We start from the raw sequence: 25,671 nt of genomic DNA on the forward strand, positions 1-25,671 counted from the left end.
GGATTGATCCTGGCCCAGCGCGGGAGCCCATTTAATCATGGATTGACGCACTATTATTGGTAATACCAATATTATCGATAGCGTGCGCTCCCTACAGCCGCTTCTCGACCCGCCTGATGGCCGCCAGCACCAGTACGCACAGCACACTTACCCCCAGGGCGATCACATACTTGCCGATGCCCACGGCGATGCCGATCGCTGCGGCCATCACCAGCGAACTGGCGGTGGTCAGGCCGCTGACCTGGTCCTCGCGCGAACCACGCAGGATGGTACCGGCGGCAACGAAGCCCACACACGCCACCACCGCCTCGATCAGGCGCACCGGATCGACCTGCAGCAGGTCGCGGTAGCGCTCCTGCTGGAAATGCTCGGCCACCGAATCGCCGAGGCCGACGATCAGCGCCGCCGCGCCGGCAATCAGCATGTGCGTGCGCAGGCCTGCGGCATGCTTGCCCATCTCACGCTCGATACCGAGCACGCCGCCGAACAGCATGGCAGCCGCCACGCGCAGCAGGATCGAGACATCCTGGGTGAGTTCCATGGCCGCCTCCCGGGGTTTTCCGGAGCGTTGCGCGGCGGCCGTGGGGTGGCAGTGAAGATGACGGCGCTTTGCCTTCACATCCGGCGTTGTCTGGGCGCGGGGTTCATCCACGCATGGCGTGGATCTACAACGGCTCCAAGGGGCATCCACGCGTGGCGTGGATCTACAACGGCCATTGCCCGGTGCGACCGGCCATCACCGCGTCATTGCGCCAGGTAGCCACCATCGATGGCGTAGTACGTACCAGTGGCGAAGGACGCGGCATCACTGGCCAGCCAGGCCACCAGCGCAGCCACTTCATCGGCGGTGCCCAGGCGCTTGAGCGCGTGCTTGCCTTCCAGCGTGGCGCGCACCTTGGCGTCCATCTTTTCCAGCAGCGGCGTGTTGATGAAGCCCGGCCCCACTGCATTGATGCGGATGTTGTCGCCGGCATGTTCCCATGCCGCGGTCTGGGTCAGGCCGACCACGCCGTGCTTGGCCGCCACGTAGGCCACCGAGCCGGCATAGCCCACCTGGCCGAGGATGGAGGCCATGTTGATGATGCTGCCGCCCTTGCCGGCGGCGCGCATGGCCTGGATCTGCGCGCGCTGGCACAGGAATACGCTGGTCAGGTTCACGTCGATCACCCGCTTCCAGCCCTCGACGGGGTAATCGCCGCTCTTCTCCGCCGGGCCGCCGATGCCCGCATTGTTGACGGCGATATCGACGCCCCCCAGTTCCTCCACGGTGCGCCTCACGGCCGCCGCCACCGCCGCCTCATCGGTCACGTCCAGCGCGATGCCGATGGCCTTGCCGCCCAATGCGGCCACCGTGGCATCGACCGCGTCCTGCTTCAGGTCCCATACCGACAGGGCCGCACCGGACGCTGCCAAGGCCTGCGCCACGGCCAGGCCGATGCCGGATACACCGCCGGTCACGATGGCGACCTTGCCGTTGAGCTGGTAATCGATCATCACTGTTCTCCACGTGGGGGTAATCGGTGCGGACCGTGCCGCAGGCCTTCAACCCTACGCGCAGCGGTGTCGTGCACGCGTTACGGCATTTCAATGCCGGGCCACCGCAACCGAGCTTCCCATCGCTGCAACGTCGGTGTCCCTATGCTGGGTACAGGGCCTGCTGCCCGCCCCTATCGCCAACCTGGACTTTCGATGAGCACCGATTCAGACGTGCTGTTCACCCCGACCCGCTTGGGCAGCATCGCCCTGGCCAACCGCATCGCCATGGCACCGCTGACCCGCAACCGTGCGTTGCCGGACCGCGTGCCCACGCCCCTGGCGGCGACCTACTATGGCCAACGCGCCAGTGCCGGCCTGCTGATTGCCGAAGCCACCCAGATCAGTCCGCTTGGCCAGGGCTACCTGGACACCCCGGGCATCTACAGTGCCGCGCAGGTGACGGCATGGAAGACGATCACCGATGCCGTGCATGCGCGTGGCGGCAAAATCGTCCTGCAGCTGTGGCATGTCGGCCGCATCTCCCATACCAGCCTGCTGCCCGAAGGTGAAGTGCCGGTGGCCCCCAGTGCGATCCGCGCTGACAGCAAGACCTTCACCGCCAACGGCTTCGAGGATGTCTCGGCGCCGCGTGCATTGGCGCTGGAAGAGATTCCCGCGCTGATCGAGGACTACCGCCAGGCCGCGCGCAACGCCATCACCGCTGGTTTTGATGGCGTGGAAGTGCATGCGGCCAACGGCTACCTGATCGACCAGTTCCTGCGTGATGGCAGCAACCACCGCGACGACGCCTATGGTGGCAGCATCGAAAACCGCACGCGCCTGCTGTTCGAGGTGGTCAGCGCGGTTGCCGAAGCGATCGGCCCGGCCCGCACCGGCGTGCGCCTGTCCCCGGTCACGCCGGTCAACGATGCGCATGACAGCAACCCGCAGCCGTTGTTCGAGCGTGCGGTGGAGCGCCTGGACAGCATCGACGGGCTGGCCTTCATCCATGTGATCGAAGGTGCCACCGGCGGCGACCGCGACAACCTGCCCTTCGACTATGCGGCATTGCGCGCGCGCTTCCGCGGTGGCTGGATCGCCAACAACGGCTACGACAAGGCCAGTGCGGCGGCGGCGGTCACCGCCGGCAACGCCGATGTGATCGCCTTCGGCCGGCCCTTCATCTCCAACCCGGACCTGGTCGAGCGCCTGCGCACGGATGCCCCGCTGGCCGCGCTCGACCCGCAGACCCTGTATGGCGGCGGCGAGCACGGCTACATCGATTACCCTCCCCTGGGCTGAACCCGGCCACGCGGCCCGCCGCTTCGGTGGCGGGCCGCGCTAGAATGCCCGCGCCAGCTTCCGCCAGCACGACTCCTTACCTGTCGAGTGCTGAGTGATGTCCCGATATTTCACCTTTGCCGATTACCGCCGTTTCGGCCTGCGCCACGGCTATGACTACCGTGCCGATCCGCGCGACCTGCGCGATGACCAGTGGGTTGGCCGCGGCGAACTGCATGAACAGATCCTGCGCGGCGGCCTGAGCCTGGTGGCCACCGATGTGCACAACCGCATCGGTTATACCGCCACGGCCGAGGAGCGCCCCGGCCTGTCGATCCGCATGATGCTCGATGGCCAGGTGGACGTGCACGCGCCGCGCCGCCCGCACTTCACCCTGCGCGCCGGCACCGCCATGACGTCCCACCACCGCGAGCCGGTGGCCATGCGCGGCGTGCACCCGGCCAGCATGCGCCTGCGCGGAGTGAGCCTGATGGTACCGGCCGACCTGGATCCGGCCATCCATGGCTGCCCGGAACTGCAGCAGGCCCTGCGGGACGAGCAGGCCCGCTGCCGGCACTGGGCCATTCCGCACACGCTGCTGCCCAGCCTGTCACAACTGTTCGACAGCCCCTGGCAGGGCAACCTGGATGCCTTGTGGCGCGAAGGGCTGGCGCTGCAGATCCTGTCGATCGGCCTGCAGGCCGACGACCTGGACACCCGCGTGCGTTGCCTGCGCGCCGGCCAGCAGGCCCGGCTGGACCGCGTGCGCGATTACCTGCAGGCCGCGCCCGGCCATGACCACAGCCTGGCCGAACTGGCCGGCATCGCCTGCATGAGTGCCAGTGCGTTGCGCCGGCTGTTCGTGCAGCAGTATGGCTGTTCGGTGTTCGACTACCTGCACGAACAGCGCATGCACCATGCCGAGCGCGGCCTGCGCGAAGACGGCTGGAGCGTGGAGCAGGCCGCGGCGGCCTGTGGCTACCGCCACCCGAGCAATTTCGCCGCCGCGTTCCGCAAGCGTTTCGGGCTGGTGCCCAGCCGCTGGCGGACCGGGCCATCGAAGGTCGGGTGAACGGCGGCCGGGCATGGCCCGGCACCACCGTCAACCTCAGTACACCGGCAGGTCGATGTAGCTGGCCTGCGCGGCGCTGTGCCAGACCCGCTGCGTGGCCTTCTGGTAATCCCCCGGCTTGGCCAGGTAGATGTTCGGCACGTAGGTCTGCGGATTGCGGTCGTACAGCGGGAACAGGCTGGACTGCACCTGCACCATCACCCGGTGGCCCTTCTGGAAGGTGTGGTTGGCATTGGGCAGGTCGAACCGGTATGGCAGCACCTGGTTGGCCGCCAGCGGCCTGGGATCACTGAAGCTCTCACGATAGCGGCCACGGAAGATCGCCAGCGAGACCGGCAGCTCGTAACCGCCCATCTCCGGCGTCGAGGCCTCCTGGTCCGGGTAGACATCGATCAGCTTGACCACCCAGTCACTGTCGGTACCGCTGGTCGATGCCTGCAGGTGCACCACCGGGGCACCGCCGATGCGCAGCGGCGCGGTCAACGGCTCGGTGATGAAGGTCAGCACATCCGGGCGGCCATCGACGAAGCGCTGATCCTTCACCAGCCAGGTCGTCCACATGTCACGGTCGGCGAAGCGCACCGGGCGCGGCACGAACGGCACCGGCTTGGCCGGGTCGGACACGTATTCCTCGTAGTCGCCCTCACCGGCGGCCGGCGCCTGGAAGGCCAGCTTGCCGCCGGCGCGCAGGTACAGCGGCTTGCTGCTGGCGGTGCAGCCCTTGTCGCAGCTGCGTGGCCAGCCCTGCAGGCGGTCCCAGTGGTTTTCGCCGGTGTTGTAGATCAGCACCGGCGGCGTGTCGGCCTTGGGCGCACCGTCCACCAGGTACTGGTCGAAGAACGGCTTGAGCACATCACGACGGAACTGCAGCGCGGTATCGCCATCGAACTTCAGCGCGCCCAGCTGGGCGCCGTCATAGTTGACCTGGCTGTGCCGCCACGGGCCCATCACCAGGTAGTTGAGCGTGTTGCCGGTATCGCGGCCTTCCATCGCATGGTAGGCATGGTTGGCACCCCACATGTCTTCCTGGTCCCACAGGCCCTGCAGCCACATGGTCGGCACTTTCAATGGTGTCTTCGCCATTTCCGCATCCAGCGCCTGGCCCTGCCAGAACGCATCGTAGGCCGGGTGCTGCACCAGCTTCTTCCACCAGGTCAGCTGGTCCACGCCGGTGAAACGGGCGTAGTCACCGGCCGAGCCGATGCGCAGGAAGGTGCTGTAGTCGTCGTAGCCCAGGCTGGGCAGCGGTGTGCCCTTGCCGCGCTTTTCGGTCTGCATGGCGAAGTAGTTGAAGTTGACCTGGCGGAAGGCGCCGTAGTTGAGCCAGTCATCGCCCATCCAGCCATCGACCATCGGGCTCTGCGGCGCGGCCACCTTCAAGGCCGGGTGCGGGTTGGTCAGCGCCATCACCACCGTGAAGCCCTCGTAGGACGAGCCCAGCATGCCGACCTTGCCATTGCTTTCCGGCACATGCTTGACCAGCCAGTCGATGGTGTCCCAGGCATCGGTGGCATGGTCGACCTGGGTGGTGTTCAACGGCCCGCGCAGCGGCCGGGTCATCACGTAATCGCCTTCCGAGCCGTACTTGCCGCGGATGTCCTGGAACACGCGGATGTAGCCCCCATCGACGAAGACCTCATCGCCCTGCGGCAGCAGGTCGCGCATGCGTGGCGAATCGGTGCGCGCGGCGCGGCTGGCGGCGTCGTACGGCGTGCGGGTCAGCAGGATGGGGGCATTGCGGGCCCCCTTGGGCACCACGATGACCGTGTACAGCTTCGTGCCATCGCGCATCGGCACCATCACCACGCGCTTGTCGTAGTCGCGACCGATGTCCGGGGCGACGAACGGCTTGCCACTGATGTCCGGCGTCATCGGCGGGGTATCGGCAGCGAACAGTGGGCCGGACAGGGTCAGGGCGATCGCAAGGGCAACGGCACGCACACGCATGGGGTTCAGCTCCCGGCAGGAAAGCCCCAAGCCTACTCCTGCCTGCGCCTGGGGTGTGTGCCGAAGCGTTGTGTTACGGGGGGAAAACAGCACGACTGATGGCACATGTGCTGCGCTGGGCCGGCAGCACCGGGCACGGTCCGGCGCCCTCACATCAGGCCACCGGCACCTCGTGTAGGGCCAGCCAGCGCCAGCGGCCGCCGTCCTGCCGCAGCACCGCCAGCGACTCGCGCCACACCGGCGCGGTGGTGGCGAGCGCATGCCCTTCGCGATAGCGCAGCACCGCCAGCGGCGCCGATGCTTCCACCACCTGCACGGCCTCGATGGCAATGCACAGGCCAGGACGGGCGCCGTGGCCGCCCACGAACAACGCCTGCACCGCCAGCCGGTCAAGCCGGCGCCCGGCAACGCCGACCATGCTGAAATCCGCGCAGAAGTGCGCCATCAGATCTTCCAGCGCATCGGCCTCCACCTCGGCGCGGAACCAGGCCTGCAGTTTGTCGTGCAGCACGTGGATTTCATGTTCAGCCGTGTGTTCCATCAAGCATTCTCCGGTCGCGGAAGGGTGAGGGGCTGCGATGAGCGCAACAGCACCATCGGCAGCAGGGTAAGTACCGCCGCCAGGCCCAGCGCCACACCCGTGGCCCGGGTCGGCAGCCAGTGCACCGCCAGCGCCAGCAGCAGCGCAATCGCAGCCGTGCCGAGGCAGAAACTGAGCTGGCGGTTGAGGTTCCACAGTGCGCTGGCGTCGCCCAGTGCTTCGCCCTCGACGCCATGGAAGGCCAACGTCTGTGCGGTACTGCTGCACAGGCTGCCGCCCGCCCCCATCAGCGCGAACAACAGCCCGGCCAGCGCAAATACCGGCTGCGGCAGCAGTGCCATCGACAGCAGGCCGCTGGCCTGCAGCAGCATGCCGGTGCGCAGCACCGTGGCCGGGCCGAAGCGGGCCAGCAGGCGTTTGCTGGCGGCAATCGCCATTGCCGACGCCAGCGCCCAAGGCAGCATCAGCGCGCCGATGCGGGCCGCGCTGTAACCGGCCTGGTGCAACTGCAGGGTGCTGACCAGCTGGCTGCCGATGAACACGCCCGGCACCGCCAGATACACCAGCATCGCCAGGCGCAGGCCCCGATGGGACAGCAGCGACCAGCGCAGCAACGGTTGCGCCTGGCGGCGCACGTCCCGCAGGTGCGCAACCGCCAGCAGCAGCGCGACCAGCAGCAACACAGCGCCCGCGCTGCGATGGCCGGATTCGCCCAGCCAGGTCAACGCCAGCAGCAGCGCGCCCAGTGCAAGCATCGCGGTGGACAGCGCATAGGCCTGCAGGCGTGGCGCATCACGCGTGCCATCGGCAGGCATCCAGGCCAGCACCAGCCCCGTCGCCACCACCGCCAGTGGCAGGCTGGCCCAGAGCACGCCGCGCCAGGACAACCATTGCACCAGCAGGCCGCCCAGCGCAGGCGCCAGGGCCGGCACCAGCAGCGCCACCAGCAGCGCCACCAGCAGGATGCGCCGGGTCAGTGCCCCCCGCTGGTCGGGCGTGCACTGACGGTAGGCCGCCGCCTGCGCGACAGGGATCAGCAGGCCACCGGCCAGGCCCTGCAGCAAGCGCCAGCCCAGCAGCCAGCCGATACCCGGCGCGGCGCCTGCCAGCACGGCGGCGACCGCGAACAACAGCAACGCAACCAGCAGCAGGCGACACTCGCCGCAGCGCGCGGCCAGCCACGGCGCCAGCGGAATCACCACGCTCAGGCCCAGCATGTAGGCAGTGCCGACCCAGGCCAGAGTGCCGATGTCGGCGTGCAGGTCCGCCGCCAGCGCCGGATAGGCGACCGTGGCGATGAACATGTTGACCAGGTCCAAGGCGAACACCAGCAGGAAGATCGCCTCATGACGCAGGCGGAGGGATGGCATCGGCGGTGCTCCAGCAGGGAAGCGGCCAGCATGCCTTTCACACCCTGTTGGAAAAACACGACAGCAGCTGCAACACTGTCAAATCTTTTTTGACAATGAATCATCATGGTCAGCCTGGATCGCTTCGATGTTTTCCGTGCCGTGGTCGAGGCCGGCAGCCTGACCGCCGCCGCCGATCGCCTTGGCCTGAGCCGCGCGGTGGTCAGCTTCAACCTGAAGCGGCTGGAGCAGGAACTGGGCGTGCCCCTGCTGCTGCGCAGTACCCGTCACCTGGCCCTGACCGAAGCCGGCGAGCAGTTCCTGCAGCACTGCGTACAGGCGCTGGACGCCGCACAGGCAGCGATCGATGCCGCGCGCCGTGACCAGCACCAGCTGCAGGGCGTGCTGCGCCTGACCACCACGCCGGAGTACGCGCAGCTGCGCCTGATTCCGGCGCTGGAGGCATTTCGTGCGCGGCATCCGGCCCTGCTGCTTCACCTGTCGACGTCACCCGCGCCAGCCGACCTGATTCCCGAGCGGTTCGACCTGGCCATCCGCCTGGGCCGCCTGCCGGATTCGGGCCTGCATGCCAGCGAGCTTGAACAGCACCCGCTGTGTGCGGTGGCCGCACCATCGCTGCTGGCCCGGCTGCCTTCGGCAGACGCCGCCGATGATCCGGTGCAGCTGGGCACCCTGCCCCGCCTCGGCTACCCGCGCCTGGCCGATGTGCCGGTGGTCGCACCCGACGGCAGCGATGCCCTGTTCGCCACCAACCCGGGCAATGCCGTCGTGCGCGTGGATGGGGCCAGCAGCCTGCGCGCCTTCGCCCTGGCAGGCGCCGGGGTCACCGTGCTGCCGCGCTGGCTGATCGAGGAGGATCTGGCCCACGGTCGCCTGCGGCCGGTGCTGCGCCAGCACCGTTTCCCGCAGCAGAGCGTGTACGCGGTCTACCCGCACAGCGCGCAGCCCTCGCCGAAGGTGCGGCAGCTGATTGATTTCCTGCGCGGGTGGTTTGACGGTACACCCGGCTGATGACGCGCCCGCCGGCGCCCTGTCCGGCGAGCGCAGTGGCTGCCTGAACCAGATACGGCCCCTTGCGGGGCCGTATCTTCAAACCATCAGGATCGCGCGGGATCAGCGCAGCACCTGCTCCGCCAGCTGCACGTCCACGCGCTGCAGCGGTTCGGCAGCGGTGCGGCCCAGCTGCACCTGGTAGGTACCGGCCGCGATCTTCCACTGCCGTGCCTGTGCATCGTAGTGGGCCAGCGTCTTCGGCTCGGCCTCGATGCGGATGCGGCGCTGTTCACCCGGCTGCAGGCTGACCTTGTCGAAACCGATCAGGCGTACCGGCGTGGTGTTGCCCGCCGGCAGCTTCAGGTACAGCTGGGCCACATCGGCACCGGCGCGTGCACCGGTGTTGCGGATGTCCACGCTGGCCACCACGCGCGCACCGTCCACACTTACCGTCAGGTTCTCGTAGGCGAAGGAGGTGTAGGACAGGCCATGGCCGAAGGCGAAGGTCGGGGTCAGACCCTTGGCGGCCATCCACTTGTAGCCCACGTTGGCGCCTTCGATATCGAAATTGAACACATCGCCGAACGGCTTGGCCGGCGTGAAGCCCAGGCCGTCGATGTGCGGGCGCGGCAGCTGCGATTCGTCCACCACCCAGGTGACCGGCAGGCGGCCGGACGGGTTGGCCTGGCCGGTCAGCAGCGCGGCGATACCTTCGCCACCGCGGATGCCCGGGTACCAGGCCTGCAGCAGTGCCGGCACCTGCGCCAGCCACGGCGTGCGCACCGGGCCGTTGGTTTCCAGCACCACCACGGTCTTCGGGTTGGCCCTGGCCACGGCCGAGATCAGCGCATCCTGGTTGTCCGGCAGCTGCATGTCCGGCAGGTCCACCGATTCGGCCGCCCACTGGGTGGCGAACACGATGGCCACGTCGGCCTGCGCGGCAGCCTTGGCGGCGGCGGTGGCGTTGCTGCCGTCCACATAGGTGATGGTCGCGTCCGGGCGCGCCGCACGCAGTGATTCCAGCGGCGAGGACGGGTGGAAGATCACCGGGCCCGGCCAGGTGGTGGGCATCACGCCCGGCACCGCATTGGTGCCCTTGGCGGTCACGCCGACCATCGACGAGCCACCGCCACCGATCACGCCCTTGTCGGCATGCCCGCCGATGATGACGATGCGCTTGGCGCTGTCGGCCAGCGGCAGCAGGTTGCCTTCGTTGCGCAGCAGCACGCTGCCTTCTTCCACGGTGCGCTGGGCCGCGGCATAGCCGGCCTGCACATCGATCGGCTGGTGCTGCGGCGGGTTGTCGAAGTTGCCATGGGCGAACAGCGTGCGCAGGATGCGCGCCACCATGTCATCCAGGCGCGACTGCGGCACCACGCCGCCATGCACGGCCAGGCGCAGCGGTTCGTCGAAGAACACCGCCGCGTCGAACACCTCACCGGCCGACTGCTGGTCCAGGCCGGCCAGCGCCGCCTTCGAGCCGCTGTGCACGCCGCCCCAGTCGGACATCACGAAACCGGGAAACTTCCATTCCTGCTTCAGCACCTGGTTCATCAGGTAGCCGTTCTCGCAGCCGTAGGTGCCGTTGATCTTGTTGTACGAACACATCGCCACACCGGGGCGGCCCGCTTCCAGCGCGATCTCGAAGGCCAGCAGGTCCGATTCGTGCATGGCCTGTTCACCGATGCGCACGTCATGGAAGTTGCGGCGCGTCTCCATGTCGTTCATCGCGAAGTGCTTCATCGAGGAGATCACGTGCTGGCTCTGCACGCCCTGGATGACCGCACCGACCATCACGCCGGCCAGCAGCGGGTCTTCACCGGCGTACTCGAAATTGCGGCCGTTACGCGGGTCGCGCTGCAGGTTCACGCTGCCGGACAGCAGGATGTTGAAGCGCTGCTGCCAGGCTTCGCGGCCCATGGTCGCGCCACCGGCAAAGGCGACTTGCGGGTTCCAGCTGGCAGCGGTGGACGGACCCGACGGCATCGCGGTGGCGAAGTCGCCCTTGCGGATGCCACCGGGATTGGTCACGCCCACGCCGGCATCGGCCGACTGCTGCGAAGGAATGCCCAGGCGCGGCACGCCCGGCACGAACCCGGCCGAACCCACGGCGCCTTCCGGCAGCGGGCCACCGTCCTTGCCCAGCCCGAAGTAGCTGTGCAGCATCTGGAACTTCTCGTCCTCGGTCATCGCCTTGAGCAGCAGCGCGGCGCGGGCATCGGCACTGAGCGCGGCGTCCATCCACGGCTGCTCGCCGCCCTTGTCGGCGGCATAGGCCAGGCTCAGCAGGCTGGCCTTGGTCCCCTTCAACGCCAGCGGCGCACTGCTGGCGCCCTGGAATCCGTCACTGAAGACATGCGCGTGCGGCGTGGCGGTGGCGATCCCGGCGCCAGCCGAACCCAGCAACACGGCCGGCGCGCCCAGGCGCGAGGCCGACACCAACTGCGGCAGGTTGCCGGCACCGACGCCATCCGCGTAGAGCGCCACCACATGGCGGCCATCGTTGACGCGCAGGTAGCCCAGGCCGGCCTGGTCGGGGCCCGATTCGGCCTCGACCGGCAGGCGGGTCAGCAGCACCTGGCCCTTCTGCACCACGCCCTTGCCATCATCGGCGGCGATGAAACGGTACTGGTAACCGGCCTGGTCGGCCAGGCGCTGCAGCGGGTCGATGGCACCGACACCCCGCTGCACCTGGCGCACGCTGACCGCGTCGACCTGCAGCGTCTGCAACTGGCTGCCCAGGGCCGGCAGCGCGGCGGTGTCAGGCGCCTGCTCCAGGGTCAGCACGGTGAAGGCGGCGGGGGTGGCCCCGGCCTGCGCAGACAGCGCAGCGGAGAGGGCCAGGGACAGGGCGAGCGGCTTTGTAAACGTTTTCATCAACAGGCGTCATTCCGTTGCCAAGGCAATCGGTCCAGGGAAAAAGCCGCCGAAGGGTGCAGCGTCAGTGCCGTGGCCTGCTGCAGGGCAGCATGGCGCAGGCGGAAGGACGGGCCGGTCTGCGCACGGGCCCCTCCGCCCGGCGTGACAACCTGCCTGTCCGGGCCACGCATGGCGGCCCAACCTGTGAAGAGTGGGCGAGCGCGTTCATCCCTGTCAACAGGACCTAAGTCACGCCCGCGATGTGCGCAGCGGTTATCAGCCCATCACCGGCCGTCATCAACAACGGCGCAGGCGCTGCAGATAATGGCCCTTCCTCACCTTCGGGCGTGCGCATGACTCCACATCGCGATTTCAACCATCTCTGGCGCGACCGATGTGATACCTCGCGCCAACGCGCACCGCGCGTGCTGATCCGTGTCTTCGTCGCACCCGGTGAACTGGAGCGCCGGGTGGCCTTCTACGAACAGCTGCAGGGCGTGGTGGCCGATGCAGGTTTCCCCTTCCCCGATGCCGGCCTGCGCCTGGCCATGGTCGGCGCCTTCCTGCTGATCGAAGGCAGCGACGCCGCACTGGCACCGTTCACCTCCACTACCGGCACGCTGCTGGTGGACGATGTACAGCCCTATTACGACAAACTGATCGCCAACGGCGCGCAGATCATCTTCCCGCTGCAGGTGGTTCCTACCGGTGCGGCGTTCAATGCCGTGCACCCCGATGGCACCGTGGTGGAATACGTGCACCATCGGCCCGATCCGCACGGGCGGTAACGACCGCCCACGCCACCCGGCCTGCCGCGCGCGTGGCGGGGCTTTACAATGCGGCGCCCAGCCACGCCCGGGCCCTGCATGGATTCCTTCACCCTGATGCGCGCGTTCCGCCGCATCGTCGAGCGCGGCGGGCTGGCACGGGCCGCCGAGGATCTGGGTGTTTCCGCCGCCGGGCTCAGCAAGCAGCTGCGCCAGCTGGAAGCACACCTGGGCGTGGTGCTGCTGCAGCGGACCACCCGGCGCATGGCCCTGACCACGACCGGCCAGCGTTACTACGATGAATGCTGCCGCCTGCTGGATGATCTGGATGCACTCGAACGTGGCATCGCCGGGCAGGCCACGGCGGTCAGTGGCCGCCTGCGGGTCAACGCACCGCATTCGTTCGCCCTGAGCACGCTGTCGCCCCTGCTGCCACGCTTCCTGCAGCAGCACCCACAGCTGGCCCTGGACCTGGTGCTGGAAGACCGCCTGCTGGATGCCGTCGGCGAAGGCTTCGATGTCTCGCTGCGGCTGCGCGCCGAACTGGATGACTCGCGCCTGGTCGCACGCCGGCTGGCCTCGCTGCAGCAGGTGCTGTGCGCGGCACCGTCCTACCTGGCCGCACACCCTGCCCCGCAGACCGTGCAGGCGCTGCAGCAGCACACCCTGTTGGCCTACAGCCTGTCCGACCCACCCGGCAGCTGGCCGCTGCAGGGGCCGGACGGCCAGGCCACGGTCACCCTCGGCACACGGGTGGCGGTCAACAGCAGCCAGCTGCTGCGCGACCTGCTGCTGGCCGGCGAAGGCATCGGCGCCCTGCCCTCGTTCCTCGCCGCGGCCGACCTTGCCGATGGCCGGCTGCAGCGCGTGCTGCCCGACCACCGCTTCCCGCCACGCATCGTGTATGCGGTCTACCCGACCGCGCGCCACCTGCCGCCCAAGGTGCGCGCCTTCATCGAATTCCTGCAGGAAACACTGCCCACCTGCCCTGGCCTGGATTACTGACCGCCAGCGAAAACTGAGCTGTCGGCCAGGTGCTGTTTCGCTACCCGGCCGCTGCCTAACCTGCCCGCTCCCCCTGATGGAGCCGACAGGCCGATGCATTCCATGAACGTACTTTCCCCGGGCCTCGCCCTGGCCCTGCTGCTGGCAGCGGCCGTCCCTGCCACCGCGCACGAGCGCGTCCCCTCCGGCCAGCAGGTCGGCATCAGCCCCTGGGGGCCGGCCGATGAGATCGGCCGCCTGAACCTGATCACCGAGGCCTCGCGCGCGGCCATCCTGTCGCGGGTCAGTGGTGGCAAGGCGTATGACCTGGCCACCGACTACTACGTCGGCATGCCCAGCTGGCAGGACGCCGGCGATCCGCACTACCAGTTCTGGATGACCCATACCCCGCGCGGCACCGTGGTGGACGACCCGATGGGCGTCGGCGCCCCCATGAACCTCACCCGCAGCTACACCGGCACGGCGTTCTCGATGTACAGCCACACCGGCACCCACATCGACGCACTGAACCACTTCGGCATCCATGGCAGGATCTGGAACGGCTTCAAGGCCGATGAGCACCTGGGCGACCGCGGCTGGAAGGTCACCGGCATCGAGAAATTCCCGCCGCTGATCGCCCGTGGCGTGCTGATCGACGTGGCCGCTGCCAAGGGCATGGACATGCTGCCGGACAGCTACCGCATCACCCGCCAGGACCTGAAAGCGGCACTGGCACGCCAGCACGTGACACTGCAGCAGGGCGATGTGGTGCTGGTGCGCACCGGGCGCATGCGCCTGTTCGAGCAGCCCCGTGCGTACATGGCCAACCCGCCGGGCATGGGCCTGGATGCGGCGCGCTTCCTGGTCGAGGACAGCGGCGCGATGATCGTCGGTGCCGACAACCTCAGCTTCGAGACGTTCCCTTCCGAAGTGGCCGATGACTACGTGCCGCTGCATACCTACCTGCTGGCGCAGCAGGGGGCGCCGATCATCGAACTGGTGGCGCTGGACGAACTGGCCCGTGACAAGGTCTACGAGTTCGCCTTCATCGGCGGCCCGTTGAAGATCCGTGGCGGCGATGCGGCACCGCTGCGCCCGGTGGCCTTGCCTGTACGGCCCTGAGCGGGTGGGGGCCCCTTCAGCTGGCTGAAGCTACCTGCCGCCACGCCATTAGTAATTTTACTCACAAGACGGGTAGCATGTCGGTCCCGGCCCCTTGCTGCGACCCCGCCCTGCCATGCCCGTTCCTGCTGCCCCTGCCCACTGCCCAGCGCCCTGCCCGGAGGCCCGCTGATGGGCGCCGTCGTGGCCCTGGACCGCCTGCTGGATGGGCAGCGGCTGTGGCGTGGCCCGGCCCGCCAGGGCACCGCGGGCGATCACCTGCCCACCGGCCACCCGGCGCTGGATGCGCGCCTGCCCGGCGGTGGCTGGCCGGCCAGCGGGCTGTGCGAAGTGCTGCAGCCGGCCCCGGGCAGCGGTGAACTGGCCCTGGTCTGGCCGGTGCTGGCACGGCTGAGCCAGCGCGGCCAGCCCATCGTGCTGGTGGCCCCGCCGCATGCCCCGCATGCACCGGCCTGGGCCCGCGCCGGCCTGGACCTGCGGCAGCTGCAGGTGGTGCGCGCCGATCCACGGCAGGCGCTGTGGGCGGCCGAGCAGTGCCTGCGTTCGGCCGCCTGCGCCGCCGTGCTGTGCTGGCCGGGCCAGGCCGATGACCGGGCGCTGCGCCGTCTGCAGGTCGCCGCCGACAGTGGCCAATGCCTGGGCCTGGCCTTCCGCGATGCCCGTGCCGCGCGCAATCCCTCGCCGGCCACGCTGCGCCTGCAGCTGGAGCAGGGCCAGGTCCGCGTGCTCAAGTGCCGTGGCGGGCTGGCACCGCCACAGCCGTTGCCCCTGGCCCGCCCCCACTGAGGCCCGGCGGATGGACTGGGCCTGCCTGTTGTTGCCGCAGCTGGCGCTGGACAGTGTCCTGCGCCACCGCCCCGACCCGCAGCAGCCGGTGGCGCTGGTGCAGGGCCCGGCACAGCGCCGCGTGCTGCGTGCGGTCAGCCCGGCCGCACGCGCCGCCGGCCTGCGCCCGGGCATGCTGCTGTCGGCCGCACAGGTCCTGGTGCAGGCCCTGCACCAGCATGACTACGACCCGCAGGCCGAACAGCACACCCGCGCGCTGCTGGCCAGTTGGCTGTACGGCATCAGCTCGCAGGTCAGCCTGGATTTCCCCCATGCGCTGGTCCTGGAGATCGGTGCCAGCCGGGCCCTGTTCGGCGATTGGCCGCACATCGAACGCCGCCTGCGCAACGGCCTTCGCGAACTGGGCTTCCGCCATCGGCTGGTGGCGGCCCCCAATCCGCATGCCGCGCGCGTGCTGGCCAACGTACACGACCGCCTGGGCATCGGCGAAGCACAGCTGGCTGCCACGCTGGCCAAGGTGCCGCTGGAACGCAGCGGCCTGCCGATCGAAGCGGTGACCGTACTGGCACGTTCCGGCCTGCGCACGCTGGGCCAGGCCTTTGCCCTGCCCCGTGACAGCCTGGCGCGGCGCTTCGCACCGGCCGTGCTGCAGCAGTTGGACGCCATCGCCGGGCATGCGCCGGCACCGCTGCGTTTCTACCAGCCGCCGGACCGTTTCGATGCGCGCATCGAATTCGACGACGAGATCGACTCCAGCCAGGCCCTGCTGTTCCCGCTGCGCCGCCTGCTGCAGGACCTGGCCGCGTTCCTGTGCTCGCGCGATGGCGGCGTGCAGCAGTTCCAGCTGCATTTCGAACATGACCTGCTGCCGGCCAGCACCCTGCCGATCGGGCTGCTCAGCCCCGAGCGCGATGCCGGCCTGCTGTTCGAGATCGCACGCAGCCGGCTGGAAGCCTTCGCCCTGCCGGCCGGCAGCCGCGCGCTGCGCCTGGATGCCGAGCACCTGCCGCCCTTCGTGCCAGCCGCGCGCGATCTGTTCGACACCCGCCCGGCGCAAGCGATGCCCTGGCCACAGTTGCGCGAACGGCTGCGCGCCCGCTTGGGCGACGATGCCGTGCAACCGCTGGCCGTGCAGGCCGACCATCGCCCCGAACAGGCCAGCGGCACGCAACCGCCGACCGCGCCACCGGCCCACTGGCCACTGCGCCCTGGCTGGCTGCTGCAGCCGGCACAGCCCTTGCGCGATCCGCGCCTGCGCGTGCTGTCCGGCCCCGAGCGCATCGAGTCGGGCTGGTGGGACCAGCACGATGCGCGCCGCGATTACTACGTCGTGGAAACCAGCCACGGCCAGCGCGGCTGGGCGTACCGCCTGCGCGACGATCCGCGCGCGCCCTGGATGCTGCACGGCTGGTTCGGGTGAATGCCGTGGCCGATACCCACCCTGCCTACGCCGAACTGCATTGCCTGTCGGCCTTCAGTTTCCAGCGTGGTGCTTCCACCGCCGAAGAACTGTTCGCCCGCGCCCGGGGCCAGGGCTACCGCGCCCTGGCGATCACCGACGAATGTTCGCTGGCCGGCATCGTGCGCGCCTGGCAGGCCGCCAGGCAACACGGCATCGCGCTGATCACCGGTGCCGAGTTCCAGCTGGAAGACGGGCCGAAACTGGCCCTGCTGTGCAGCGACCAGGCGGCCTATGCCGCCCTGTGCCAACTGATCACCACCTGCCGCCGGCGTGCGCCCAAGGGCCGTTACCGCTGCCTGCGCGAGGATCTGCAGGGCCTGCCCGACGGGCTGTTGTGCCTGTGGCTGGACCCGCGCCCGCACGCCAGCGATCTGCCCTGGCTGCAGGCCTGCTTTCCGCAGCGGTTGTGGTTGGCGGTGGAGCTGCACCGCCAGGACGACGACGCGCCACGCCTGCAGCAGCTGCAGGCGTTCGGCCAGCGCCATCGGATACCGCTGGTCGCCAGCGGCGATGTGCACATGCATGTGCGCCGCCGCCGCGCGCTGCAGGACACGCTGACCGCGATCCGCCACCGCTGCAGCGTGGCCGAAGCTGGATGGCGGCTGTTTCCCAACGGCGAACGCCACCTGCGCCCGCGCTCGGCCCTGGCCACGCTGTACCCGCCGGAGCTGCTGGCCGAAAGCGTGCGCATCGCCGAACGCTGCCACTTCCAGCTGGAGCAGCTGCGCTACACCTACCCGCGCGAGCTGGTGCCCGACGGCCACAGCCCCGACAGCTGGCTGCGCGCGCTGGTGGAGCGCGGCATTGCAACGCGCTGGCCGAAGGGCATCAAGCCGGCGCAGCGGACCCAGATCGAGAAGGAGCTCGACCTGATCGCCACCAAGCAGTACGCCTCCTACTTCCTCACCGTGCAGGACATCGTGGCCTTCGCCCGCAGCCGCCAGATCCTGTGCCAGGGCCGGGGGTCGGCCGCCAATTCGGCGGTGTGCTTCGTGCTGGGCGTCACCGAAATCAACCCGGAAGACAGCAACCTGCTGTTCGAGCGCTTCATTTCCGCCGAGCGCGATGAACCACCGGACATCGACATCGATTTCGAGCACGAGCGCCGCGAGGAAGTGCTGCAGTACGTGTTCAACCGCTATGGCCGCGAGCGTGCCGCGCTGACCGCCGTGGCGATCAGTTACCGTGGCCGCAGTGCGATCCGTGATGTCGCCCGCGCGCTGGGCCTGCCGATGGACCAGGTGAATGAACTGGGCGCGGCGATGGACCATTGGGGCGGTGCCATCCCGCTGCCGGATACGCTGCGCGAGCGCGGCTTCGACCCGGACACGCCGCTGATGCGGCGGCTGCTGGCGCTGACCGCGGAACTGATCGATTTCCCGCGCCACCTGTCCCAGCATCCCGGGGGTTTCGTCATTTCCGAATACCCGTTGTCGACGCTGGTGCCAGTGGAAAATGCCGCCATGGCCGAGCGCACGGTCATCCAGTGGGACAAGGACGACCTGGATGCGGTGGGCCTGATGAAGGTCGACTGCCTGGCGCTGGGCATGCTCACCGCCATCCGCAAATGCCTGGCCATGCTCAAGCAGCACGGCTATCACAGCGGGGACATGGCCGCCATCAAGCAAGGTGACACCGCGACCTACGACATGATCTGCCGGGCCGATACCCTCGGCGTGTTCCAGATCGAATCCCGCGCGCAGATGGCCATGCTGCCGCGCATGCAGCCGCGCTGCTTCTACGATCTGGTGATCGAAGTAGCCATCGTGCGCCCCGGGCCGATCCAGGGCGACATGGTGCACCCCTACCTAGAACGGCGGCGCAGGCTGCGCGAAGAAGGCCCGGACGCACTGCAGGCCGATGCGGAACTGCTGTACCCGCACCGGCTGCGCCATGTGTTCGAACGCACCCTGGGCGTGCCCCTGTTCCAGGAACAGGTGATGCAGGTCGCCGTCGATGCCGCCGGCTACACACCCGGGCAGGCCGACGAACTGCGCCGCTCGATGGCCGCCTGGAAGCGCCGCGGCGGCCTGGAACCGCACCGCGAACGCCTGCTCACCGGCATGCTGGGCAACAACTACAGCCTGGCATTTGCCGAACGCCTGTTCGAACAGATCAAGGGCTTCGGCAACTACGGCTTCCCTGAAAGCCACGCGGCCAGCTTCGCCCTGCTTACCTACATCAGCTGCTGGCTCAAGTGCCATCATCCGGCCGCCTTCGTGGCCAGCCTCATCAACAGCCAGCCCCTGGGCTTCTACAGCCCCGACCAGCTGCTGCAGGATGCCCGCCGCCAGGGCGTGCGCGTGCTGCCGGTGGACGTGCGCCACAGCGAGTGGAACTGCACCCTGGTGGTGATCGATGAGCGTGCCCATCCGGCCATCCGCCTGGGCCTGCGGATGGTGGAAGGCTTCAACGAACAGGCCGCGCAGACAATCGGCCACGAACGGGCACGCCGCGCCTTCGACGATGCCGCCGACCTGTGCCGGCGCTGCGCACTGGACCGACGCCTGCAGGGGCTGCTGGCCGATGCCGGTGCGCTGCGCGGGCTCAGCGGCCATCGCCATCGCGCGCGCTGGGACATCGCCGGCGTGGAAAACCACCTGCCACTGTTCGAGCAGGCCCCGGCCACTGCCGAAGCACGCGTCGCCCTGCCCCTGCCCAGTGCCTGGCAGGACCTGCAGGCCGACTACCGCACCACCGGCACCACCCTGGGCCGGCACCCGCTGAGCTTCCTGCGCGCCCAGCTGCAGGCACGGGGCTGCCGCCTGTCCAGCCAGCTGGCCGGCACCGCACATGGCCGCCGCGTCCGCTTCGCCGGGCTGGTGCGCATGCGCCAGCGCCCACAGACCGCCAGCGGCGTGACCTTCCTGACCCTGGAAGACGAAGCCGGCATGGTCAATGCCGTGGTCTGGCGCCACGTCGCCGACCGCCAGCACCGCATCCTCGTCGACAGCCAGCTGATGCAGATCGAAGGCCGCCTGGAACGCGCCGACGGCGTGCAGCACCTGATCGTGCAGCGCATGGAGCAACTTGATGGCCTGCTGGAAGGCCTGCGCAGCCACAGCCGCGATTTCCGGTAAACGCAGCGGCTACCCATCCGCACCACGTTTCCGTTATTGTCGCTGCATTCCAAGGAAGGAAAGGATCTGCCCATGGGCCGTGCCCTGAACGTGACCACGCTGCTGGTCTCCAGCCTCGCCCTGCTTGTTTCCGGCTGGACCGCCTGGCGCCTGCATGACAGCCAATCCCCCCAGCGTGTGCTGGACGTGCGCGGGGTGGTCGTGCGCGATGCCAAGGGCACGCCACGCGTGCTGCTGGGCGCGCCGCTGCCCGATCCCACCCGCCATGGCCAGAGCGCCGGCCCGCGTGCCAGCGCACTGTCAGGCCTGGTGCTGCTGGGGCCGGATGGTTCCGAACGCGGCGGTTATGGCACCACCGACATCGGCGGCGAAGCGCTGCTCACCCTCGACGATGCCAACGGCAGCACCGAAGTATTCAAGGTCGTGGCCAACCGCGACCAGGGCGCCACCCTGATGGTCAAGCACCAGAACAACACCGGCGCGATGCTCACCTCGTGGCAGGGCAAGCCGGAGCTGATGTTCGTCGATGACAGCGGTCAGTCATACTACGTGCGTCCGGGCGCCAGCGCCGCGCCCTGACACTGCCCGGCCGCAGGCTGCCATGGGTCACCCCTGCGGATATGCCACACTGACTGCTGCCCTGTGACCCTATCCGTCCAGGCACACCCTGCTCCTGGAGTTTCCATGCCGCTCGCCCCCGCTACCTGGCCCGTTGCCAGCAGCGTCGAACAGATTGCCGCCAACCTTGCCGCGGTACGCCACCGCATCACCACCGCCTGCCAGCGCGCAGGCCGTGACCCGGCCAGCGTGCGCCTGTTGCCGGTCAGCAAGACCGTCGATGAGGCGCGCCTGCGCATGGCCTATGCCGCTGGCTGCCGGCAACTGGGCGAGAACAAGGTGCAGGAAGCCCAGCACAAGGCCGACGCCATGGCCGACCTGACCGACCTGCAGTGGTCGGTGATCGGCCATCTGCAGACCAACAAGGCGCGCCAGGTCGCCCGGTTCGCCCGTGAATTCCAGGCACTGGACAGCCTGCGCGTGGCCGAGGTCCTGCAGCAGCGCCTGCAGCACGAAGACCGCACGCTGGACGTATTCGTGCAGGTCAATACGTCCGACGAAGCCAGCAAGTACGGGCTGGAGCCCGAGGCCGTGGCCGGTTTCCTGCAGCAGCTGCCCGCCTTCGACCGGCTGCATGTGCGTGGCCTGATGACCCTGGCCCTGTTCACGCCCGAGGTGGACCGTGTCCGCGCGTGCTTCGTACGCCTGCGCACGCTGCGCGACCAGCTGCGCGACAACGCACCGGCCGGCATCGACCTGGATGGGCTGTCGATGGGCATGTCGGGCGATTTCGAAGTCGCCATCGAAGAAGGCGCCACCGTCGTCCGCGTCGGCCAGGCCATCTTCGGTGCCCGCGCCACCCCGGACAGCCATTACTGGCCCGTGGCAGCGAACGGCGCAGGGTAAGCGCCCCGGACACCCCCACGGCGCGCAGCCGCCCCCAGACCGTAGGCTTGCCGCATGCTCGTCGTCCCTGCCGCCCTCCATGCCATCGCCACCGACCTGCAGCAACGCCTGCAGCCCCACCAGACACACCTCCCGCTGGGCGAGCATGTGCTGTCGATCAACGGCGAAGACCTGCGGTTCCCTGCACGCCTCTACGTACCCCCCAGCGTCCTGTTCAAGGTCGCGTCCCAGCTGACCGGTGATGCACGCAGCCTGTGCCTGTGCCTGGCCATGCGTCATTACGATGGCCACGTCCGTCAGCGTGCCGTGGAACAGCTCGGCCCCGTCGACATGGCATGGGCGCAGGCCTTCCATCTGGCTCTGCTGGGGGAATATGTAGACGAGGTATCACAGGCCGTCGCAGTACAGGCCAGGCACACCGGGCTTGCCACCTATGCGCAGCTGGCACGTGAGAATCCCGGTTTTTTCCGGCTGGCCCACCAGCGCGCCATCAGTTACTGGAACGCCTACTACCGGCACCGTTATCCCCGCCATCGGCAATTTCCAGCCGTCGCGCTGCTGGGGGACATGATCGATTACCGGTAACCGGCAGCGTCCAGCGTTGGTCGGCTGCCCTTCGCAACCCACCATCGACACCCCGCGCTACGCACGTCCGCCGGCCAACAGTCGACTCTCCACCCGCCCCGTGCGGCAGGGACGTCCCTGCCGCCAGGAACCCGCCAACGGCTCAGGCCTTCAGCACCTCGACCTTGTAGGCCGCCTGGCCATCGATGTGCTCGATGATCAGGCCGTGCACGTCCGATTCAAAGCCCGGGAAGCGCGCGTTCTGCTCGCGGGCGATGCGCAGCGACTGGATGATCGGCTCATCGCTGGCACCAAAGCGCTCACCCGGCATGATGGTCGGAATGCCCGGCGGATACGGCACAAGCATGGTCGCGGCGATGCGGCCACTGAGCTGCTCGATGTCCACCCGTTCGATCTCACCCTTCACCAGGTGGTCGTAGGCCTCGGCCGGGGTCTTCACCGGTACCGGCAGGTCCACGTACATCTCACGCATCACCTTGGCCACGGCAAATGTCTGGTTGAACGCATGCAGCGCGTCGCACAGGTCACGCAGGCCCCAGCCGGCATAGGCCAGCGGATAATCGGCGGCCAGCGTCGGCAGCGCCTGGTTCAACGGCGCATTGCGGTCATACAGATCCTTGAACGCCATCAATTCGGTGACCAGCGTGCTCCACTTGCCCTTGGTGATGCCCATCGAGAACAGGAACAGCACCGAGTAGAGGTTGGTTTTTTCCACGGTGATGCCGCGGCCCCACAGGAACTTGCTCAGCACGGCCGCCGGAATGCCCAGCTTGCCCATGCTGCCGTCCATCGACAGCCCCGGGGTCAGCAGGGTCACCTTGATCGGATCGATCAGCACGTAGTCGTCCACCAGCCCGTCAAACCCATGCCAGTGGTCGGACGGCTGCAGGTACCACTCCTCACGCTTGGCCACGATCGGCGCCGGGGTATCGCCCTTGTCCAGGCTGCGCTCGACCTTGGTCGGCTGCCACACGCTGAACCACCAGTCATCGCGGCCCAGGTCGTCGCGCACGTGCAGCATCGCGCGGCGGAAGGCGATGGCCTCGTCGTGCATCTCCTGCACCAGCGAACGCCCGGATTCACCTTCCATCATCTTCGAGGCCACGTCACAGGCAGCGATGACGCCGTAGTGCGGGCTGGTCGAGGTGTGCATCATGAAGGCTTCGTTGAAGCGTGCCACGTCCAGGTCACGGCTGGCCGAGTTGCGCACGTGGATCATCGAGGCCTGCGAGAACGCCGCCAGCAGCTTGTGCGTGGAGTGTGTGGTGAAGATGATCGCGTCCTGCTCGCGCGGCTTGCCCTTGGCCATGCCGTAATGGTTCTCGTAGAACGGATGGAACGCGGCGTAGGCATACCAGGCCTCGTCGAAATGCAGGAACTCCACCGCACTGCCGATCTCGTCGGCGATCTTCTCGGCGTTGTAGCACAGGCCGTCATAGGTGGAATTGGTGACCACCGCGATGCGCGGCTTGGAGCCGGCATGGTAGGCCTTGCTGGCCAGCGGGTTGTCGGCGATACGCTGCTGCAGCGCCTCGGGCGTGAACTGATCCAGACTGATCGGGCCGATGATGCCGTGCGCGTTGCGGCTGGGGGTGAAATACACCGGCACCGCGCCGGTCATGATCAGCGAATGCAGCAGCGACTTGTGGCAGTTGCGGTCCACGAACACCACATCACCGCGGGCCACCGAGCCATGCCAGACGATCTTGTTGGCGGTGGAGGTGCCGTTGGTGACGAAGAAGGTATGGTCGGCACCGAAATTGCGCGCCGCTTCCTCTTCAGCATCCTTGATCGGCCCGGTATGGTCGAGCAGCGAACCCAGTTCGGGCACGGAAATCGACAGGTCACTGCGCAGCGTGTTCTCGCCATAGAACTGGTGGAAGGCACGGCCCACCGGCGATTTGGTGAACGCCACGCCACCCGCGTGCCCGGGCGTATGCCAGGAATAGTTCGATTCGGCCGCGTGGTGGATCAGGGCCTTGAAGAACGGCGGCAGCAGGTGCTGCATGTAGTCATCGGCCGCGCGCATCACCTGGCGGGCGATGAAGTTCTTGGTGTCCTCGAACAGGAAGATGAAGCCGTGGATGTGCTTGATCAGCTTGCTTGGCACCTTTTCGATGGTGCGCCGTTCACCGTACAGGAACACCGGCAGGTTCGCCCGGCGCGCGCTCTGCTCGCGCAGGAAGGCCGTCAGGCGCTGGAACTCGCCCTCTGATTCTTCGCTGCCATCGATGGAGATCAGTACCGCCGATGCCGCCACATAGGTGCGCGCACCGGCCTTGGCATCATCCAGGTTCAGGCCACACAGCACGCGCTGGTCGTTGCCGCGCAGCTCCTCGACCAGTGCACGGATCAGGATGCCGCCGATGCGCGGCGAATCGTAGTCGCCATCGATGACGATGATGGGGTAGTCCAGGGACTTGAAGTACACGGTGATTCTCCTTGACGAACTCAGGAACGCTGGGCACCGGCGGCGATCGCCGAGGCCTCACGGGCGCGCTGCCGCTGCTGGCGGCGCTCCTCGCTGAAGAAGGGATAGAACACGGTGATGAACAGCACGAACAGGAACGCGTACTGCACGATCGTTCCCGACGAGCCGTAGATCGCCCACAGGCAGTACACGACGGTCAGGCTGGTCAATGTCCAGAACGCACCGGTGTGGATGATGGTGTGCGAGCGCTCGACCACGAAGTAGCAGGCCACGCAGGAATAGATGTAGGGCAGCAGGGTCAGCACCACAGCCGCCGAGGTGATGACATCGAACTGGGCCGAGGCGGTTTTCGACGTGGAGGTGACCAGCACCGCCAGGGTCATCAGCACGGCCACGATCAGTACGCCCTTGACCGGCACGTCATCCTTGTTGGTCCTGCTGAAGATGCTCGGGAACAGGCCATCATCGGAGGCCGCCTTGGCGCTCTGCGCGGTCAGCAGGATCCAGCCACCCAGCGAACCTGCCGCACCGATGAAGGCGCACAGGCTGACCAGCGCCCCGCCCCAGCCGCCGACGGCCTTGGCCGCGGCCAGTGCGAACGGTGCATCGGAGACCTGCAGTTCCGCGTTCGGCACCATGCCCATGATGACCGAGGAGCTGGCGATGTAGGCAATGGCGGCCAGGAACACGCCGGCCAGGGTGGCGCGGGCCACGTTCTTTTCCGGGTTTTCCACCACGCCGGCAGTCACCGAGGCCGATTCAACGCCGATGAAGGCCCACAGGGTCAAGGCCGCTGCGCTGGAGATCGCGCCGAAGTTGGATTCACCCGATACGTTGTAGGCACCCTTGAAGATGTCGGCATCGAAGAAGAACCAGCCGAAGATGGCAATGCCCAGGATCGGCACCAGCGCGAAGCTGGTGGTGACCGTCTGCACGCGGCTGACGAAGGCCGGGCCGATCATGTTGGCAAAGCTCAGCGCCCAGACCAGGACCAGCACGGCGATGCAGCGCACCAGCGGTTCGGACAGGATCGGAAAGAAGTAGCTGAAGTACCCCACCGCCGCGATGGGAATGGCCACGTTGCCGATCCAGTTGGCAAACCAGTAGATGGTATTGGTCTGGAAACCCATGTAGGGCCCGAACCAGTCGCGTGCATAGGCATAGGGGCCGCCGGCCTTGGGCGCGAGCTTGCCCAGCTTGGCGAACACGAATGCCAGCAGCAGCGCACCGGCGGTGGTGATCAGCCAGCCCCAGATCGACGCCGTGCCGATCTTGGCCAGGCTGGAAGGCAGCAGGAACACGCCTGAGCCCATCATGTTGCCGGCAACGAGGAAGGTGGCGCCGACCACCCCGATTTTCTTTGCTTGTGCCATGACACTCTCCTGCACCCGGCATGGGCCCGGCCGATGCCGGGCATGGAATGGACGGCGCGGGCGCGTACCAGGCGCCTG

At 68.1% G+C, this 25,671-nt stretch carries 20 protein-coding genes; 12 read left to right on the plus strand and 8 right to left on the minus strand.

Going from position 1 to position 25,671, the window contains the following annotated elements:
• Positions 1–91 precede the first annotated feature (91 nt).
• Complete coding sequence (locus tag Q9R17_RS00190; protein WP_308156463.1) at positions 92–541, minus strand: MgtC/SapB family protein; 450 nt, start codon at positions 539–541, stop codon at positions 92–94.
• A gap of 203 nt (positions 542–744) precedes the next feature.
• Positions 745–1,494 (minus strand): SDR family NAD(P)-dependent oxidoreductase, encoded by a 750-nt coding sequence (locus Q9R17_RS00195; RefSeq protein WP_308156464.1) that lies wholly within the window; start codon positions 1,492–1,494, stop codon positions 745–747.
• Positions 1,495–1,689: 195 nt separating this feature from the next.
• Here Q9R17_RS00195 and Q9R17_RS00200 point away from each other — a divergent pair, with 195 nt between their 5' ends.
• Together Q9R17_RS00200 and Q9R17_RS00205 are read left to right on the plus strand one after the other, a co-directional pair.
• Positions 1,690–2,778, plus strand: coding sequence for an alkene reductase (locus Q9R17_RS00200; protein ID WP_308156465.1), 1,089 nt, complete (start codon positions 1,690–1,692; stop codon positions 2,776–2,778).
• Between the two features lie 97 nt (positions 2,779–2,875).
• A complete protein-coding gene (locus tag Q9R17_RS00205; protein ID WP_308156466.1) occupies positions 2,876–3,829 on the plus strand; it encodes an AraC family transcriptional regulator in 954 nt (317 codons plus the stop codon).
• A 36-nt stretch (positions 3,830–3,865) separates the two neighbouring features.
• Here Q9R17_RS00205 and Q9R17_RS00210 read toward each other — a convergent pair whose 3' ends face one another.
• The 3 genes from Q9R17_RS00210 to Q9R17_RS00220 all read right to left on the minus strand — a co-directional run bounded on the left by Q9R17_RS00210 (position 3,866) and on the right by Q9R17_RS00220 (position 7,687).
• Positions 3,866–5,776, minus strand: coding sequence for a CocE/NonD family hydrolase (locus Q9R17_RS00210; protein ID WP_308156467.1), 1,911 nt, complete (start codon positions 5,774–5,776; stop codon positions 3,866–3,868).
• A 154-nt stretch (positions 5,777–5,930) separates the two neighbouring features.
• Positions 5,931–6,317 (minus strand): DUF4440 domain-containing protein, encoded by a 387-nt coding sequence (locus tag Q9R17_RS00215; protein ID WP_308156468.1) that lies wholly within the window; start codon positions 6,315–6,317, stop codon positions 5,931–5,933.
• Positions 6,317–7,687, minus strand: a complete 1,371-nt coding sequence (locus Q9R17_RS00220) for an MFS transporter (protein WP_308156469.1) — start codon at positions 7,685–7,687, stop codon at positions 6,317–6,319. Before Q9R17_RS00220 ends, Q9R17_RS00215 begins: the two co-directional genes overlap by 1 nt.
• Before the next feature lie 105 nt (positions 7,688–7,792).
• Here Q9R17_RS00220 and Q9R17_RS00225 point away from each other — a divergent pair, with 105 nt between their 5' ends.
• The gene (locus Q9R17_RS00225; protein ID WP_308156470.1) at positions 7,793–8,698 is read left to right on the plus strand and encodes a LysR family transcriptional regulator; all 906 of its coding nucleotides are present in this window, start codon (positions 7,793–7,795) and stop codon (positions 8,696–8,698) included.
• A gap of 102 nt (positions 8,699–8,800) precedes the next feature.
• On the opposite strand, the gene Q9R17_RS00230 is transcribed toward Q9R17_RS00225, so the two are convergent.
• On the minus strand, positions 8,801–11,557 hold the full coding sequence (locus tag Q9R17_RS00230; protein ID WP_308156471.1) for a glycoside hydrolase family 3 C-terminal domain-containing protein: 2,757 nt from the start codon (positions 11,555–11,557) through the stop codon (positions 8,801–8,803).
• A gap of 335 nt (positions 11,558–11,892) precedes the next feature.
• On the opposite strand from Q9R17_RS00230, the gene Q9R17_RS00235 reads away from it, so the two are divergent.
• The 9 genes from Q9R17_RS00235 to Q9R17_RS00275 all read left to right on the plus strand — a co-directional run bounded on the left by Q9R17_RS00235 (position 11,893) and on the right by Q9R17_RS00275 (position 21,789).
• Positions 11,893–12,327, plus strand: a complete 435-nt coding sequence (locus Q9R17_RS00235; RefSeq protein ID WP_308156472.1) for a VOC family protein — start codon at positions 11,893–11,895, stop codon at positions 12,325–12,327.
• A gap of 78 nt (positions 12,328–12,405) precedes the next feature.
• On the plus strand, positions 12,406–13,311 hold the full coding sequence (locus tag Q9R17_RS00240; protein ID WP_308156473.1) for a LysR family transcriptional regulator: 906 nt from the start codon (positions 12,406–12,408) through the stop codon (positions 13,309–13,311).
• A 102-nt stretch (positions 13,312–13,413) separates the two neighbouring features.
• On the plus strand, positions 13,414–14,412 hold the full coding sequence (locus Q9R17_RS00245) for a cyclase family protein (RefSeq protein ID WP_308156474.1): 999 nt from the start codon (positions 13,414–13,416) through the stop codon (positions 14,410–14,412).
• Between the two features lie 171 nt (positions 14,413–14,583).
• Positions 14,584–15,198, plus strand: coding sequence for a translesion DNA synthesis-associated protein ImuA (imuA, locus tag Q9R17_RS00250; protein WP_308156475.1), 615 nt, complete (start codon positions 14,584–14,586; stop codon positions 15,196–15,198).
• Between the two features lie 10 nt (positions 15,199–15,208).
• Positions 15,209–16,618, plus strand: coding sequence for a DNA polymerase Y family protein (locus Q9R17_RS00255; protein ID WP_308156476.1), 1,410 nt, complete (start codon positions 15,209–15,211; stop codon positions 16,616–16,618).
• Between the two features lie 5 nt (positions 16,619–16,623).
• Positions 16,624–19,740: an error-prone DNA polymerase gene (locus tag Q9R17_RS00260; protein WP_308156477.1), complete on the plus strand. Its 3,117-nt coding sequence runs from the start codon at positions 16,624–16,626 to the stop codon at positions 19,738–19,740.
• Between the two features lie 72 nt (positions 19,741–19,812).
• Positions 19,813–20,319 carry a hypothetical protein gene (locus Q9R17_RS00265; RefSeq protein ID WP_308156478.1) on the plus strand — a complete coding sequence of 169 codons (507 nt, stop codon included), beginning with the start codon at positions 19,813–19,815 and terminating at the stop codon, positions 20,317–20,319.
• A 105-nt stretch (positions 20,320–20,424) separates the two neighbouring features.
• Positions 20,425–21,204 (plus strand): YggS family pyridoxal phosphate-dependent enzyme, encoded by a 780-nt coding sequence (locus Q9R17_RS00270; RefSeq protein WP_308156479.1) that lies wholly within the window; start codon positions 20,425–20,427, stop codon positions 21,202–21,204.
• Positions 21,205–21,258: 54 nt separating this feature from the next.
• Complete coding sequence (locus Q9R17_RS00275) at positions 21,259–21,789, plus strand: hypothetical protein (protein WP_308156480.1); 531 nt, start codon at positions 21,259–21,261, stop codon at positions 21,787–21,789.
• 142 nt (positions 21,790–21,931) lie between these two features.
• On the opposite strand, the gene Q9R17_RS00280 is transcribed toward Q9R17_RS00275, so the two are convergent.
• On the minus strand, positions 21,932–24,220 hold the full coding sequence (locus Q9R17_RS00280) for an Orn/Lys/Arg decarboxylase N-terminal domain-containing protein (RefSeq protein WP_308156481.1): 2,289 nt from the start codon (positions 24,218–24,220) through the stop codon (positions 21,932–21,934).
• 20 nt (positions 24,221–24,240) lie between these two features.
• On the minus strand, positions 24,241–25,593 hold the full coding sequence (gene adiC, locus Q9R17_RS00285) for an arginine/agmatine antiporter (RefSeq protein WP_308156482.1): 1,353 nt from the start codon (positions 25,591–25,593) through the stop codon (positions 24,241–24,243).
• Between the last annotated feature and the right edge of the window lie 78 nt (positions 25,594–25,671).

The sequence above is a fragment of the Stenotrophomonas sp. 24(2023) genome (assembly GCF_030913365.1).
Classification (GTDB): domain Bacteria; phylum Pseudomonadota; class Gammaproteobacteria; order Xanthomonadales; family Xanthomonadaceae; genus Stenotrophomonas.

What these genes read in the sequence shown, in the direction of transcription:
- Q9R17_RS00255 (WP_308156476.1), top strand. Translation starts at nt 15,209, where the DNA reads ATGGACTGGGCCTGCCTGTTGTTGCCGCAGCTGGCGCTGGACAGTGTC.
- Q9R17_RS00235 (WP_308156472.1), top strand. Translation starts at nt 11,893, where the DNA reads ATGACTCCACATCGCGATTTCAACCATCTCTGGCGCGACCGATGTGAT.
- Q9R17_RS00265 (WP_308156478.1), top strand. Translation starts at nt 19,813, where the DNA reads ATGGGCCGTGCCCTGAACGTGACCACGCTGCTGGTCTCCAGCCTCGCC.
- Q9R17_RS00245 (WP_308156474.1), top strand. Translation starts at nt 13,414, where the DNA reads ATGAACGTACTTTCCCCGGGCCTCGCCCTGGCCCTGCTGCTGGCAGCG.
- imuA (WP_308156475.1), top strand. Translation starts at nt 14,584, where the DNA reads ATGGGCGCCGTCGTGGCCCTGGACCGCCTGCTGGATGGGCAGCGGCTG.
- Q9R17_RS00190 (WP_308156463.1), bottom strand. Translation starts at nt 541, where the DNA reads ATGGAACTCACCCAGGATGTCTCGATCCTGCTGCGCGTGGCGGCTGCC.
- Q9R17_RS00270 (WP_308156479.1), top strand. Translation starts at nt 20,425, where the DNA reads ATGCCGCTCGCCCCCGCTACCTGGCCCGTTGCCAGCAGCGTCGAACAG.
- Q9R17_RS00205 (WP_308156466.1), top strand. Translation starts at nt 2,876, where the DNA reads ATGTCCCGATATTTCACCTTTGCCGATTACCGCCGTTTCGGCCTGCGC.
- Q9R17_RS00220 (WP_308156469.1), bottom strand. Translation starts at nt 7,687, where the DNA reads ATGCCATCCCTCCGCCTGCGTCATGAGGCGATCTTCCTGCTGGTGTTC.
- Q9R17_RS00225 (WP_308156470.1), top strand. Translation starts at nt 7,793, where the DNA reads ATGGTCAGCCTGGATCGCTTCGATGTTTTCCGTGCCGTGGTCGAGGCC.
- Q9R17_RS00230 (WP_308156471.1), bottom strand. Translation starts at nt 11,557, where the DNA reads ATGAAAACGTTTACAAAGCCGCTCGCCCTGTCCCTGGCCCTCTCCGCT.
- Q9R17_RS00215 (WP_308156468.1), bottom strand. Translation starts at nt 6,317, where the DNA reads ATGGAACACACGGCTGAACATGAAATCCACGTGCTGCACGACAAACTG.
- Q9R17_RS00200 (WP_308156465.1), top strand. Translation starts at nt 1,690, where the DNA reads ATGAGCACCGATTCAGACGTGCTGTTCACCCCGACCCGCTTGGGCAGC.
- Q9R17_RS00240 (WP_308156473.1), top strand. Translation starts at nt 12,406, where the DNA reads ATGGATTCCTTCACCCTGATGCGCGCGTTCCGCCGCATCGTCGAGCGC.
- Q9R17_RS00210 (WP_308156467.1), bottom strand. Translation starts at nt 5,776, where the DNA reads ATGCGTGTGCGTGCCGTTGCCCTTGCGATCGCCCTGACCCTGTCCGGC.
- Q9R17_RS00195 (WP_308156464.1), bottom strand. Translation starts at nt 1,494, where the DNA reads ATGATCGATTACCAGCTCAACGGCAAGGTCGCCATCGTGACCGGCGGT.
- adiC (WP_308156482.1), bottom strand. Translation starts at nt 25,593, where the DNA reads ATGGCACAAGCAAAGAAAATCGGGGTGGTCGGCGCCACCTTCCTCGTT.
- Q9R17_RS00275 (WP_308156480.1), top strand. Translation starts at nt 21,259, where the DNA reads ATGCTCGTCGTCCCTGCCGCCCTCCATGCCATCGCCACCGACCTGCAG.